Here is a 14,749-nt window from a genome sequence, read left to right as displayed (position 1 = left end):
ATGGCTCAGGGGAAAACTTGATGCAGCACGTCGCACGGTATTTGGCCGGGCTCGGCCTCGCGTTGTCTTTCGGATTCGCCCACGCACAAACACCCGGCTCCTACGGCCTGCACGAGCGTTCCATCGAGCGCATAAACGGTGCAAAAGACCTGGGCGTACTGTCCGCCGATACACTGTTTGGCGAGCAGGTTAGCCTGTTCAACGGCAGCACCACGTTTGAGAACGTTGACATCAGCATCCCGGGAAACAGCGGCCTACCGGTGGAGTTGCGACGCAAACTCAATGTGGATGATCGATCCCGCCTAAACGGCCAGCACCTGCTTGGCTTTGGCGAATGGGACGTCGATGTGCCCTTTATGTCGGGTGTTTTTGCCGCCGCAGCCGGCGGATGGCGACCGGCCGGTGGTACTGTCGATCAGCGCTGCAGCCTGCCACAGGAGCCGGCGCTGGCCGGCTTCACCGGTCCAGAGGACTACTGGAACGGCTATGAGGTTAGCGTGCCCGGTAGAGGCAGCCGCACCCTGCTGATCAATCCCAGCGAAAAGGTGCCGGCTGGGCCTGCAGGCACCGTTGGGTGGATCACCAAAGACTTCTGGCGCTTCCAGTGCAAGCCTGCAACGGCCAATGGCTATCCGGGCCAAGGGTTTATCGCCATCTCACCAGACGGCATGCGCTACCAGTTCGATTGGGGTATCAGTAAGCCGCACGCCAGCCTTAGGCGCGGCAACGGCACCAACGTTGCTCGGCAGGTCATCTACCTTCTGGCCACGCGCGTCGAGGACCGCTTCGGGAACTGGGTCAACTTCACCTATAGCGGTGACAAGCTCACCGCCATCACCGCAAACGACGGTCGCCAGATTACGCTGGAATACTCCGGCGCCAACATCGTAACAGCCAATAGCAGCGTCGGTACATGGACTTACGCTTACGCCGGCACCAAGCTTGCCTCGGTCCGCCAGCCAGATGGCAGCGCATGGAGCTACGCTTCCACGGGTGCGCTGGTCATCAATCCGCCCGCATGGACACCGCCTCTCGAAGGTGATCCGTCGGGCTGTCCGGAATCTCTGGCCGACCCGAGCGGCAGCTACGGGTTGTCGATTGTCGCGCCTTCGGGTGCCCAAGCGAGCTACACGCTTGAGGTCAGGCAGCATTATCGCAGCAACGTGCCTGAGTCTTGCGTGGTGGAGTCGCCAACCTACTGGTACAAGCGGGTGCCGGACTACAACTGGTCGTTCACCCTTGCTAGTAAGGTCGTCAGTGGCCCGGGCCTTCCGACGATGAACTGGTCCTACGAGTGGGGACAGCCTTCCTGGGATGAGAACGAAAACACCAAATTCAATATCGTTCGAGGGCCAGAAGGCACCCTCACTCGCTACCAGTACGGCACGGACATCGGATTGAACGAAGGCCAGCTGCTGGCGGTGCAGCGAGGCGATACCGCGGGCATCATTCTGGAGACGCAGACAAATACCTACGTATCGGCCGCCGAAGCAAGCCAGCAGAAGTTCCCGGTGGCGGTGGGCCTTGACCTGGTCGGTATGGGCAATGAATGGAGTACCGCCTTGTTGCGCCCACTCAAACGCAGTGTCACCACACGGGATGGGGCCAACTTCGTTTCCGAAGTGGCTGTCTGTGGAGCGACGCTTTGCCTGGACGCCTTGGCGCGTCGGACCACGGTCAACCAGTCCAGTACCGCGACAGGAGGCAGCAGCAGACAGGTGACCACGGTTTATGCAGACTTCCCTGCGCATTGGGTGCTGGGCCAGGTTTCCTCCTCGTCCGTCAACGGCATCAGCACCACCAGCACGCAATACGACACGTTGGCACGGGCGACGGCTGAGTACCAGTTCGGCAAGCTCAGGCACGAGCTCGGCTACCACGCCGATGGCACGCTGGCATCGGTGAAGGACGGGCGCGGCAACACGATCACGCTTACCAACTGGAAGCGTGGCATCCCACAGACGGTTGGATTCCCCGACGCTACCCAGCAGACGGCCACGGTCGATGACGCGGGATGGATACGCTCCACCAGCGATCAAAACGGATTCACCACGCAGTACGGCTACGACGGCATGGGCAGGATCACCCAGATCGACCACCCGGGGGCAGACAACGTTGCGTGGAATTCGACCACGCAGGTCTACGAGGCGATTCCTGGGGCGGAATACGGACTTCCTGCAGGCCACTGGCGGCGTACGGCAGCAACCGGCAACGCGCGTACGATTACCTACTACGACGCGCTATGGCGGCCTATCGTCACGCACGAGTATGACCTGGCCAGCCAAGGTGCGACCCAGCGGTTCAAGCGCCAAGCCTACAATCATCGCGGCCAGATAGTGTTTGCGTCCTATCCGTCGTCGGCGGACCAAAGCGACGTCGGCATCTATACCAGTTATGACGTGCTTGGGCGTGTCACCGGGCTTGTGCAGGACAGTGAACTGGGCGATCTGGTAACCCTCACCGACTATCTACCCGGCTATCGCCAGCGCGTCACCAACCCACGCGGCCATGCAACGACTACCTCGTTCCAGACCTTTGATGCGCCCGACACCGGCGCTCCGATTGAGGTCCAGCAACCGGAGGGCGTGATCACCCAGGTCGAGCGGGATGTACTTGGCAAGCCTGTGGCAATTACCCGCCGCAACCAGACGGGCGACAAATCGCTGACCCGGCGCTATGTCTATGACGGCAACCAGCAACTGTGCAAGGTGGTCGAGCCGGAGACGGGCGCGACGGTCAGCAGCTATGACGGTGCGGGCAATATCGCCTGGACGGCCGCTGGCCTGAGCCTGGTATCCACCGCGTCGTGTGATACCGCTCTGGCCAACAGCTCCGGGCGCCGGATTGATCGAAGCTATGACAGCCGCAATCGCCTGCTGACTTTGCGTTTCCCCGATGGCAATGGCGATCAGGACTGGACCTACACCGCAGACGGACTGGCCGATACGGTGACCACCTACAACGATGCACGCGCCAACTACGTGGTCAACAGCTTCACGTACAACAAGCGCCGCATGATGACGTCCGAAACCCAGCTGCAGCCGGGTATCGCCACGTTGTCGTTGGGCTATGGCTACGATGCCAATGGCTCGCTTTCTACGCTGCAATATCCCAACGGGTTGAGTGTTCCTTTCTCGCCCAACGCGCTGGGGCAGCCGAGTCAGGCAGGCAGCTACGCCACCCAGGTCAGCTACTTCCCGAACGGCGGGCTGAAGTCATTCACCTATGGGAACGGTGTGACGCATGTGCTGCAGCAGAACCTGCGGCAGACGCCCGCGCGGTCCACGGATGCGGGCGTCATCGATCAGACCTTCAGCTACGATGCGAATGGGAATACCACCGCCATACGTGATGCGTATACCACCCCGGGGGAGTATCGCGGCAACCGGGACATGCAGTATGACGCGCTTGACCGGCTGACCAATGCCAACCTGATCAACCTGCGTCAGGAGGCGTTCGGTCTGGACGCGCTCGACAACCGTACCTCGCTGGTGCGCACCAGCGGTGCGGGTGTTGAACAGACTTCGTACTATTACGACGCGTCCAATCGCCTGACCAACGTCATGACCGGTGGTGCGACGGTCATGGGCCTTGGCTACGACGCACAGGGCAATGTGAGCATCAAGAACGGTCAGCCGTTCGCGTTCGATTACGGCAACCGTCTGCGCGGAGCAACCGGCACCGAGGCCTATCGATATGACTGGCAGGGCCGACGGGTGCTGTCCGATGCGCCCGGTAAAGGCATGATCGTCTCGTTGTACGGTCAGGACGGCCAACTGCGCTACCAGGAGGACAACCGCACTGGTGTTGCAACATCGTATGTAAGTCTGGCCGGTAGTCTGGTCGCCCGGGTCAAGCGTGATACGGCGCCGGCCAACGTGCCCAGCCTGAGCGTGCCTGCAAGCGGCGCGGCGAGCTATACCGTCAGCTGGACGGCCGTTACCCGCGCAACGCGCTACGAGCTGGAGGAATTCGGCTCGGCATGGAGTCCGCTGCTGAACAGCAATGCCACCAGCTTCAGTGTGAGTGGCCGAACCCCTGGCGTTTATCTCTACCGCGTTCGCGCGTGCAGCGACGGCGGGTGTGGCGTCTGGTCGACCACTGCCTCGGTGGATGTACCCAATCCACCGGGGTCTGCACCGACGCTTACAGCACCCGCGCAAGCCGCTAATGGGAGCTACGTGACAACCTGGTCGGCAGTCAGTGGTTCGACGCGCTACGTGCTGCGTGAAAGCACAAATGGCGGCGCCTACCAAATTGTCGTGGACGCTGCGCAGACCAGTCAGAGCTTTGCCGGACGTGCTGCTGGCCAGTACCGGTACACGGCGCAGGCCTGCAATGGTTCCGCTTGCGGACCGCTCTCGGCCGAAGCCGTGGTGAACGTGTTCTACGCGCCGCCTGCGCCGAGCCTCGCGGTTTCCTCGGTAAGTGTCGGGGGCACGGTATCACTGACCTGGCCGTTGGTGTCCGGGGCGACCGCGTACAGCCTGGAACAGAGTGCCAGTGGTGGTGGCTGGGTGCTGCAGGGAGGCATGGGCAACGGCCAGGCGACGATCACAGGGCTGGGCCGGGGCGGCTATGCGTATCGTCTGCAGGCCTGCAACGCGGCTGGGTGCAGCAACTACTCACCAACGGTTGGCACCACGGTGATTCTGCGCCCAGATAGCACGCCTCAGTTGGCCGGTCCTGGTACCGACAATTCCGGCAACTACACGGTGAGCTGGAACGGCGTCGGCTGGGCAACCACATACCAATTGCAGGAGGCATTGCAGGGCGCGGGCTGGGCGACCATCCACGATGAGGGTGCGACCCAGCGAGCGCTTTACTGGCGGCCTGAGGGCACACACCAGTATCGGGTCGCCGCGTGCAACGAGGCCGGCTGCACCGATTGGTCCGGTACGATGCAAGTGCAAGTGCAGATGCCGCCGCCAGTGCCCTTCGGATTATGGGTCTGGTACGAACGTATCTCGGGATTCAAGACCCGCTACAGCGCTTATTGGGGCGACGCCGGCAGTTCGCTCGGCTTTGAGCTGGATGGTCCAGCCACCTGCAGTACCTCGGAAATGAGCTGTGTCATGGAGGTCAACAAGGCGTCGAGTAGTGCGCCCTTCCGGGTGAGGGCCTGCAATGCTGCCGGCTGTTCCGCCTGGTCCGATCCCTTCGTTGCGGAGCAGATGCTATGAGCCGCGCCTTCGATGCAGGGAAGCTGATGAGCTGCACTGTCGGGGCGTTGTTGCTGGTGCTTGGCGCGGCGCCACTTGTTGACGCAGCCGAGGTGGTGGAGTACATCCATACTGACGCGCTGGGATCGCCGGTGGCTGTGACGGACGCGAGCGGTGTGGTGATTGAGCGCACGGTCTATGGTGCGTACGGTGAGGTGATCAACCGGCCTTTGGCCGGAGGGCCGGGTTATACCGGTCATGTGGAGGATGCCGAGACTGGGCTGAACTACATGCAGCAGCGGTACTACGAGCCGGAAGTCGGGCGGTTCTTGTCTGTTGATCCGGTGACGGCGCACAGTAATCCAGTTAAACAGTTCAACCGATATAGGTATGCAGACAGCAACCCGTATCGATTTGTTGATCCCGATGGTCGCGCGGGAACGGATTTCAGGTCAATCGGTAGTCACGTGGGACTTGGTGGCGCCTCAATGACTAATGTTCCGGGCATGGGGGGGACGTCAGAGAGTAACGCTAGTTCGCTCATCAACGATGGATTGAGAAAATTCACCAATGCGTCCGCTCAGTCCAGGTACAACGCTGCAGTTGCTGTTGTAAAAAAAGTCATGCCAACGGTGAGGACAATAAGCAGAAAGACCCCAGATGAATTCGCGAAGGTATTCATGAAGGTCTTTCAGCCAGCATCGACGAGGCTCGGGGTCGAGTTCGGAGCTGACATTGTCAGGCGCCTTGAAGGGTTTGGCACTGACGAAGTTGAGGTGGGATCCAAGTTTAGAAGAATTGATGGCGTGGGCGCAGAGGTTGGCGGTGCCGTCACGAACGGTGGATACAATATCCATACCCATCCTCTTGAGGATATATCAGGGTTGCCGCATGTCCCATTCTCTGGGGGTGATGTGCAGTTCAACATAACCCGCAACAGCACAGGTTATGTGTCTACGCCGGCCATGCGTCTGTTTAAAAATTCCCCGGGTGAAGGTGTCGAGGAGGTTCTTTGAAAGCTAGATCGGTTTTACTCATTGTCATAGTGTTGATGGTCTTTCTCTTCTGTATCCTTATGTCGCTCAGGACCGCGATTCCTGGCGAGTGTCCTTGGAGGTTCTCTGAGAGATGCCAGACGTCATTTTCAAGGATCGCTGCGAACCCTGAAAGATATGTCGGAAGATATCTGTTTACCTATGGGTACGTCGCAGTGTCCGATGGTAATGTTTACCTTTATCGCAATGAGGCCAGTTATCGGGACGGTGATTACTTTGATAGAATTTTAATCAACCTTTCAACTATCAAGAAGATGGATGAGGTGGAGAGGAGCCTTTACGTCTATACCTCGGTTTCTGGCGTGATGTACGCGGATGTCGTTGGAAAGGAGGGGCCTGCAATTGGGGGCTTCGATGAGGTAAGTATCTTTGAGCCCGACGTCAGGGTTACGAAGCGAGAGGGTTGGGGCGATGTCGGCATTCCGGTAGGGAGGATCGGCCCAGACGGGAATCCCCGATAAGATGTTGTGCACCTCCGGTTCGGCTGAGATGACGCTCATCGCCAGCACCCATGCTGTGCAAGGCGCGGATGCACCGTGTGCCGTTCAACAACCAGGAGGCAGGAGGCGCCATGAAGATCAACGCAGGTGTCGCGATGTCGGTAGTTGCGGTATGCCTGGCGGTTGTCGTCACGTTGACCGGGGCTGTCTTCAGGAACTACACCTACGTCGACTTCGAGCCGGCCCGATGCGGCAGTGAAGACACTTGGCTGCGCGTGGATATGATGGGGACGTTCAGCGGGGCGGCTCCTGCTGTGAGAGGAAGCCCTTACTACCTGCGTACTGCTGGTGCCGGCGTCCGGATCTGGAGCCCAGCATCCGACCTTGCAGGGGCTGACCCTATCCTCGGTATCCACGGGGGTTGAAGTGGATTCAAGTCGATTCAAGCGATACGAGAAAACGCTGGCGGACGGAAGCACGGCGATGGGATACATCGCGGAGGGCCTTGACCTGCCTTACGACGACTATCGACTGACCGCCTTTCGTGCGCGCGATTTCCCAGGCGAAGGGGCGGATGTGCCTGTCTCATGCCTGTTGAAGAAGAGCTACCGCGAGGAATGGAGGTTGCCTTGGTTGGATGCCCTCATGAGCGTTTGACGGGGTGCGGAATGGCTCTACCCACAGTGGGTCGCCTGCCCGGTGATCACGCAGTGCGCCGCAACCGCGCCAACGCCAGATAGATCGCCGGCGTCGTATACAACGTCAGCCACTGGCTCACCAGCAACCCACCCACGATCGCGATCCCCAGCGGCTGCCGCATCTCCCACCCTTCGCCAGTAGCCAGCATCAGCGGCAACGTGCCCAGCAATGCCGCCACGCTGGTCATCAGGATCGGCCGGAAGCGCAGCCGTGCCGCTTCGGAGATGGCGTCATACGAGGACAGCCCGCGCTCGCGTTCGGCCGACAGCGCGAAGTCAATCATCAGGATGGTGTTCTTCATCACCACGCCTACCAGCAGGAACAACCCCAACAGCGAGATCAGGTTCAATTCGTTGCCGAACGCCATCAGCGCCAGCAGTGCGCCCACGCCGGCGGAGGGCAGGGTGGACAGGATCGCCAGCGGCTGCACGAAGCTCTCGTACAGCACGCCGAGCACCAGGTAGACCGCCAGCATCGCGCCGACGATCAGCCAGAGCTGGCGCTCGCGCAGTGTTTCGAAGCCACCGGCCTCGCCACTCAGCCTGGCCTGCACATGGGTGGGCAGCATGATCCCGGCCATCGCGCGGTCCACGGCTTTCACCGCTTGGTCCAGGGTCACGCCGGGTGCGAGGGCGAACTCGATCCAGACCGAGGCGAACTGCTGGCTGTGGTAAATGCGGTCCGGCGCCATGCCGTAGGACCAGCTGGCGATCGACGACAGCGGCAGGCGCTGGCCGTCCTTGCCGATCACGTGGATCTGGTCGAGCGTGGACGGGTCCTGGGTGTAGCGGGGGTCCAGTTCCATCACCACGCGGTACTGGTTGAGCGTGTCGTACAGCGTGGCCACCTGGCGCTGGCTGAAGGCGTTGTTGAGCACCGAGGCGATCATGCGCATGTCCACACCGAGCCGGGCGGCGGCGTCGCGGTCGATGTCCAGCACCACCTGGCGCATGCCCTCGTCGCCCTTGGATTCCACGTCCACCAGTTCGGGCAGCGCACGCAGCGCGTCGGCCACCTTGGGCGCCCATTGCCGTAGGGGCTCCAGCTCGCCGGACAGCAGCTGGAACTCGTACTGGCCACTGTCGCCGCTGCCCTCCAGCTTGATGTCCTGGTCCACCCACAGGAACATGCCGCCGCCGGGAATCTTCGGCATGTTGGCGCGCAGGCGGTCGATTACCTGCTGGCTGGAGACCTTGCGCTCGGCCAGTGGCTTCATCTTGATCATGATGAAGGCGTTGTTGACCCCGCTACGCCCGCCGATGTACCCGATGATGTCGCTGATGGCCGGGTCGGCCAGCAGCAGCGTGCGGTAGGCATCGATCTTGGGTTGCATCACCTGGAACGACAGCCCGTCGTCGCCGCGCGCGAAACCACGCAGCTGCGCGGTGTCCTGCTTGGGCACGATGCCCTTGGGCACCTGTTGGAACAGCCACACGTTCAGCCCGATCACCGCGCCGAACAGCAGCAGCGGAACGGCCAGCCAGCGCAGCATCTTCTCCAGGCTGGCCACGTAGCCGTCCCGCAGTCGCTCGAACAACGCCGTGCCGCCCCGCTGCAGCACGTTGCCGGTGCCCGGGCGCTCACGCCCGAGCAGGCGCGCGCACAGCATCGGGGTCAGGCTCAGCGAGACCAGCAGCGACACGCCCATCGCCGCCACCAGGGTCAGCGAGAACTCGCGGAACAGCTTCTCCACGAAGTCGTCCAGGAACAGGATCGACACGAACACCACCGCCAGCGCGATGTTCATCGACAACAGCGTGGCGCCCACTTCACCGGCACCGCGCAGGGCGGCGTCCATCGGCGAGGCGCCTTCTTCGCGATGGCGGGCGATGTTCTCCAGCACCACGATGGCATCGTCGACCACCAGCACCGCGGCCACGATCAGCGCCATCAGCGACAGCGTGTTGAGCGAGAAACCGAGCAGCGCGATCACCGCCAGTGCGCCCAGCAACGACACCGGAATGGCCAGGGTGGGCACCAGCGCCGCGCGCCAGTGGCCGAGGAAGGCCAGCACCACCAGCACCACCAGGGCGATGGCCAGCAGCAGGGTCAGTTCGGCCTCGTGCAGGGTGGCGCGGATGACCGGCGAGCGGTCCATCACTACCTGCATGTCGACGCTGGCGGGCAGCAGCGCCTGCAGCGTATCCATCTGCGCGTGGATGGCGTCGACGGTCTCGATGATGTTGGCGTCGGGCTGGCGGCTGACGATCAGCAACACCGCCGGGCGCTGGTTGTGGAAGCCGCTGGCATAGCGGTCCTCCACGCCCTCGCCGACCTGGGCCACGTCGCGCAGGTGCACCGGGCGGCCCTCGCGCATGGCGATGATCAGGTCGCGGTACTCGGCGGCCGTGCGCAGCTGCAGGCTGGCCTCCAGCTGCCATTGCCGGCCCTGGCTGGCCACGTTGCCCAGCGGCTTGAGCGCGTTGGCGGTGCGGATGGCCGCGGCGACGTCATCGAGTGCGATGCGCTGCTGGTTGAGCGCGCTGGGGTCCAGCGACACGCGCACCGCCGGCAGCGAACTGCCGCCGACCTGCACTTCGCCCACGCCCGGAATCTGTGCCAGCTTCTGCGCGATCACCGTGGAGGCCACATCGAAGATCTGCCCGGGCGAGAGGCTGTCCGAACTCAGCGCCAGGGCCAGGATCGGTGCCTGCGAAGGATTGACCTTGTTGTACTGGGGCATGCCCGGCATACCGCTGGGCAGCTGCGCGCGGGCGGCGTTGATCGCCGCCTGTACGTCGCGCGCGGCGCTGTCCACGTCGCGGCCCAGTTCGAACTGCAGCTCGATCTGGGTCGAGCCCTGGGTGCTGGCCGAGTCGATCCGGCTCAACCCCGGTATCGTGCCCAGCGCGCGTTCCAGCGGCGTGGCCACGTTGGCCGCCATCGATTCGGGGCTGGCCCCGGGCAGGCTGGCGCTGACGTTGATGGCCGGGTAGTCCACCTGCGGCAGCGGTGCCACCGGCAGCAGCCGCAGGCCCAGCAGACCGGCCAGCACCACCGCCACCGACAGCAGCAGGGTCGCCACCGGGTGCTGCACGAACCAGCCGATCGCGCGCGCCAGCGGGCTCACGCGTGGGCCTCGGCCGCATCGTCCGCACCCTCGGCGGGGCGCCGGCGGAAGCGGTCGAAGAACAGGTAGATCACCGGCGTGGTGAACAGGGTGAGCACCTGGCTGACGATCAGCCCGCCCACCATCACCACGCCCAGCGGCTGCCGCAGCTCCGCACCGGAGCCGCTGGCGAACATCAGCGGGATCGCGCCGAACAGCGCGGCCAACGTGGTCATCAGGATCGGACGGAAGCGCAGCAGCGCAGCCTGGTGGATCGCCTGGCGTGGGGCGAGGCCGAACTCGCGCTCGGCCTCCAGCGCGAAGTCGATCATCATGATCGCGTTCTTCTTCACCAGCCCGATCAGCAGCACGATGCCGATCACCGCGATCAGGTCCAGGCTGCGCCCGCTCAGCAGCAGCGCCAGCAGGGCGCCGACCGTGGCCGAGGGCAGGGTGGAGAGGATGGTGATGGGGTGGATGAAGCTCTCATACAGCACGCCCAGCACCAAGTACATCACCACCACCGCGGCCAGCACCAGCCACAGCGTGCTCGACAGCGAGGCGCGGAAGGCGTCGGCCGCGCCCTGCAGGCGCAGCTCCACGCCGGTGGGCAGGCCGATCGCTGCACGCGCGCCTTCAATGGCCTGCACCGCCTCGCCCAGCGACGCACCGCGTGCCAGGTTGAACGAGAACGTCACCGCCGGGAACTGGCCCACGTGGTTGATCAGCAGGTGCGCCGGGCGCTGCTCGATGCGCGCGATGCCATTCAACGGCACCTGCTTGCCATCCGGCCCGGCCACGTGCAGGCGCGCGATGGCGTCCGGCCCGAAGGCCACGTCCGGGCGCGCTTCCAGCACCACGCGGTACTGGTTGGCCTGGGTGAAGATGGTGGAGATCTGGCGCTGGCCGAACGCGTCGTACAGCGCATCGGCCACCGCGTCCACCTGGATGCCCAGGCGTGCGGCGGCGACCCGGTCGATCAGCACGTGCGCCTGCAGGCCCTGGTCCTGCAGGTCGCTGGCCACGTCGGCCAGGGCCGCGGACTGCTGCAGGTGGGCCAGCAACCGGGGCGTCCACTGCGAAAGCTGGTCGCTGTCGGGGCTGGTCAGGGTGAACTGGTACTGGGTGCGGCTGATGCGGTCCTCGATGCCCAGTTCCTGCACGGGTTGCAGGTACAGCGTGATGCCCGGCACGCGCGCCACGCGCTGCTGCAGCCGCGCGATGATCGCCTGCGCGTCGCTGCTGCGCTGCGCATGCGGTTTCAATTCGATCAGCAACCGGCCGCTGTTGAGCGTGGCGTTGTTGCCGTCCACGCCGATGAACGAGGACAGGCTGGCCACGTCCTCCTCCCCCAGCAACGCATCGGCCAGCGCCTGCTGGCGCTGCGCCATGGCCTGGAACGAGATCGACTGCGGCGCCTCGCTGATGCCCTGGATCAAGCCGGCGTCCTGCACCGGGAAGAACCCCTTGGGCACCCACACGTACAGTGCCGCGGTGAGCAGCAGCGTGGCCACGGTGGCACCCAGCATCAGCGGCTGGCGCTGCAGCACCCACTGCAGCTGGCGGTCGTAGATCGCCACCACGCGGTCGAACGGGTCGCCCTGCTGCGCCGATTCCTGGCCGTCGGCATCACGGCGGGTGGCATGCCCGGCCTTGAGCAGTCGCGCGCACATCATCGGCGTCAGCGTCAGCGAGACCAGCAGCGAGATGCCGATCGCCACCGCGAGGGTGATCGCGAACTCGTGGAACAGCTTGCCCACCACGTCGGCCATGAACAGCAGCGGGATCAGCACCGCGATCAGCGACAGGGTCAGCGAGATCAATGTGAAGCCGATCTGCCGGGCGCCTTTCAGCGCGGCCTGCATCGGCGTGGCGCCGCGCTCGATGTGGCGGGCGATGTTTTCCAGCATCACGATCGCATCGTCCACCACGAAACCGGTGGCGATGGTCAGCGCCATCAGCGTGAGGTTGTTGAGCGAGAACCCGGCCAGCAGCATCACCCCGAAGGTGCCCACCAGCGACAGCGGCACCGCGATGCTGGGAATGATCGTGGCCGGCAGGTTGCGCAGGAACACGAAGGTGACCATCACCACCAGCGCGATGGCGATCAGCAGCTCGTGCTGCACCCCGCGGATCGAGGCGCGGATCGATTCGGTGCGATCGCTCAGCACCGCCACGTCCACGCCCTTGGGCAGCGAGGCCTGCAACTGCGGCAGCAGTGCACGCACCTGGTCCACCACCGCGATCACGTTGGCCCCGGGCTGGCGCTGGATGTTGATCAGGACCGCGGGCGTGGTGCCCGACCACGCGGCCAGCTGGCGGTTTTCCGCGCCGTGTTCAATCGTGGCCACATCGCCCAGCCGCAGCGGGGCGCCGTCCTTGTAGGCCAGGATCAGCGCCTGGTATTCGGCCACCGAACGCATCTGATCGTTGGCATCGAGCATGATCGCGCGGGTGGGGCCGTCGAAGCTGCCCTTGGGCATGTTGACGTTGGCCGCCCCGATCGCGGTGCGGATGCTGGCCATGCTCAGCCCGTTGGCGGCCAGCGCCGACGGGTTCACCTGGATGCGTACTGCCGGGCGCTGCCCGCCGGCCAGGCTGACCAAGCCCACGCCCGGCAGCTGCGACAGGCGCTGGGCCATGCGCGTGTCCACCAGGTCGTGCACCTGCGGCAGCGACAGCCCCTGCGAGGTCACCGCCAGGGTCAGGATCGGGGTGTCGGCCGGGTTGACCTTGCGGTACACCGGCGGCACCGGCAGGTCGTCGGGCAGGAAGCTGTCGGCGGCGTTGATGGCCGCCTGTACTTCCTGCTCGGCTACGCCGAGCGCGACCTCCAGCGAGAACTGCAGGGTGATCACCGAGGCGCCGCCCGAGCTGGTGGAGGACATCTGCTTCAGCCCGGGAATCTGCCCGAGCTGGCGCTCCAGCGGCGCGGTCACTGCGCTGGTGGTTACCCCCGGGCTGGCGCCGGGGTACAGCGTGGTGACCTGGATGATCGGGTAGTCCACCTGCGGCAGCGCCGCCACCGGCAGCAGCCGGTAGGCCATCGCGCCGGACAGCAGCAGTGCCACCATCAGCAGCGTGGTGGCCACCGGGCGCTCGATGAAGACGCGCGACAGGTTCATGCGCCGGTCCGCGGCGGATCCTGGCTGACCACCTCCACCTTGGCGCCTTCGCGCAGGCCGTCGATGCCTTCCACCACCACCCGCTCGCCGGCCTTGAGGCCGTCGCGTACCGACACGCGCTCGCCATCGGCCGGGCCCAGCACCACGTTGCGCAGGTGCGAGGTGTTGTCCGGGGCAATCACGTACACATAGCTGCCCTTGCTGCCGAACTGCACGGCGGCATTGGGGATCACCACCGCATCGCTGCTGCTGACCTGCAGGCGGATGTTGACGAACTGGTTGGGGAACAGCGCCTCGTCGGCGTTGGCGAACTGCGCGCGCAGCTTCAGCGTGCCGGTGGCGGTATCGATGCGGTTGTCCAGGCTGGCGAGCACGCCGTCGCCCAGCGCCGTGCGCTCCTCGCGGTCCCATGCTTCCACGGTGAGGTCGGGCGTGGCGCGCACGGCCGCCACCACGGCCGGCAGGTCCGGCTCGGGCACGGTGAACAGCACGCTGATCGGCGTGGTCTGGGTGATGGTGGCCAACGGTTCGCTGTCGCTGCTGCGCACCAGGTTGCCCACGTCCACGTTGCGCAGGCCCATGCGCCCGGCCACCGGCGCGGTGATGCGGGTGTACTGCAGCTGCAGGCGGGCTTCATCCACCGCGGCCTGGTCGGTCTGGCGCCGGCCCTGCAGCTGGCGCACCTTGCTCTGCTGGTCGCTCAGGTCCTGCGCGGAGACGAAGTGCCTGGCCTGCAGTTCGCTGTAACGGTTGAGCTGGGTCTGCGCGTTGTCCAGTTCGGCCAGGTTCTGCTGCTGGGTGCCCAGCGCACGCGCCAGCGCCACCTGGTACGGGCGCGGGTCGATCTCGGCAATCAGGTCGCCGGCCTTGACGTGTTCACCCTCGCGGAAGGACAGCCGCAGCAGCTCGCCATCCACGCGACTGCGCAGGCTCACCGTGTGCAACGGGGTGACCGTGCCCAGTGCCTTCAGGCGCACCACCAGGTCGTCGCGCACCACCGTGGCCACGCGCACCGGGGTGGCGTTGGCGGCAGGCGCGGGATCGGCGGCGGGGGCGGGCGACAGGGCCCGCCAGGCGATCACGGCGGCGGCCAGCACGGCCAGGACCAACAGCGGTTTCAACAGACGGCGGCGCGGCGGCGAAGCAGACATGGGCATCCTGCGCGCAAGCCCAACAGCCGGCGCGTCCATGGTGTACCGGCCCGTGGGGGCAGGTGAGG

The 14,749-nt window shown here is 64.7% G+C and carries 7 protein-coding genes; 4 read left to right on the top strand and 3 right to left on the bottom strand.

What is annotated here, in order from left to right:
- The first annotated feature begins 20 nt into the window (after positions 1-20).
- The 4 genes from AC06FD_RS13010 to AC06FD_RS12995 all read left to right on the top strand — a co-directional run bounded on the left by AC06FD_RS13010 (position 21) and on the right by AC06FD_RS12995 (position 7,082).
- Positions 21-5,183, top strand: coding sequence for an RHS repeat protein (locus AC06FD_RS13010; RefSeq protein WP_478078030.1), 5,163 nt, complete (start codon positions 21-23; stop codon positions 5,181-5,183).
- A complete protein-coding gene (locus tag AC06FD_RS13005) occupies positions 5,180-6,178 on the top strand; it encodes an RHS repeat domain-containing protein (RefSeq protein WP_478078029.1) in 999 nt (332 codons plus the stop codon). Before AC06FD_RS13010 ends, AC06FD_RS13005 begins: the two co-directional genes overlap by 4 nt.
- Before the next feature lie 35 nt (positions 6,179-6,213).
- A complete protein-coding gene (locus AC06FD_RS13000; RefSeq protein ID WP_259210154.1) occupies positions 6,214-6,678 on the top strand; it encodes a hypothetical protein in 465 nt (154 codons plus the stop codon).
- 110 nt (positions 6,679-6,788) lie between these two features.
- On the top strand, positions 6,789-7,082 hold the full coding sequence (locus tag AC06FD_RS12995; RefSeq protein WP_259210155.1) for a hypothetical protein: 294 nt from the start codon (positions 6,789-6,791) through the stop codon (positions 7,080-7,082).
- 278 nt (positions 7,083-7,360) lie between these two features.
- On the opposite strand, the gene AC06FD_RS12990 is transcribed toward AC06FD_RS12995, so the two are convergent.
- The 3 genes from AC06FD_RS12990 to AC06FD_RS12980 are packed head-to-tail and all read right to left on the bottom strand — an operon-like array spanning position 7,361 to position 14,681.
- Positions 7,361-10,426, bottom strand: a complete 3,066-nt coding sequence (locus tag AC06FD_RS12990; protein ID WP_478078028.1) for an efflux RND transporter permease subunit — start codon at positions 10,424-10,426, stop codon at positions 7,361-7,363.
- A complete protein-coding gene (locus AC06FD_RS12985; RefSeq protein WP_478078027.1) occupies positions 10,423-13,530 on the bottom strand; it encodes an MdtB/MuxB family multidrug efflux RND transporter permease subunit in 3,108 nt (1,035 codons plus the stop codon). The genes AC06FD_RS12990 and AC06FD_RS12985 overlap by 4 nt, the downstream gene beginning before the upstream one ends.
- Positions 13,527-14,681 carry an MdtA/MuxA family multidrug efflux RND transporter periplasmic adaptor subunit gene (locus AC06FD_RS12980; protein WP_478078026.1) on the bottom strand — a complete coding sequence of 385 codons (1,155 nt, stop codon included), beginning with the start codon at positions 14,679-14,681 and terminating at the stop codon, positions 13,527-13,529. The genes AC06FD_RS12985 and AC06FD_RS12980 overlap by 4 nt, the downstream gene beginning before the upstream one ends.
- Positions 14,682-14,749: the final 68 nt, after the last annotated feature.

It is taken from the genome of Stenotrophomonas sp. Steno-Z1 (assembly GCF_056393175.1).
Note: the sequence above shows the minus strand (reverse complement) of the source record. Positions and strands in the feature narration are given on the sequence as shown.

What these genes read in the sequence shown, in the direction of transcription:
- AC06FD_RS13000 (WP_259210154.1), top strand. Translation starts at nt 6,214, where the DNA reads ATGGTCTTTCTCTTCTGTATCCTTATGTCGCTCAGGACCGCGATTCCT.
- AC06FD_RS12985 (WP_478078027.1), bottom strand. Translation starts at nt 13,530, where the DNA reads ATGAACCTGTCGCGCGTCTTCATCGAGCGCCCGGTGGCCACCACGCTG.
- AC06FD_RS13010 (WP_478078030.1), top strand. Translation starts at nt 21, where the DNA reads ATGCAGCACGTCGCACGGTATTTGGCCGGGCTCGGCCTCGCGTTGTCT.
- AC06FD_RS13005 (WP_478078029.1), top strand. Translation starts at nt 5,180, where the DNA reads ATGAGCCGCGCCTTCGATGCAGGGAAGCTGATGAGCTGCACTGTCGGG.
- AC06FD_RS12980 (WP_478078026.1), bottom strand. Translation starts at nt 14,681, where the DNA reads ATGTCTGCTTCGCCGCCGCGCCGCCGTCTGTTGAAACCGCTGTTGGTC.
- AC06FD_RS12995 (WP_259210155.1), top strand. Translation starts at nt 6,789, where the DNA reads ATGAAGATCAACGCAGGTGTCGCGATGTCGGTAGTTGCGGTATGCCTG.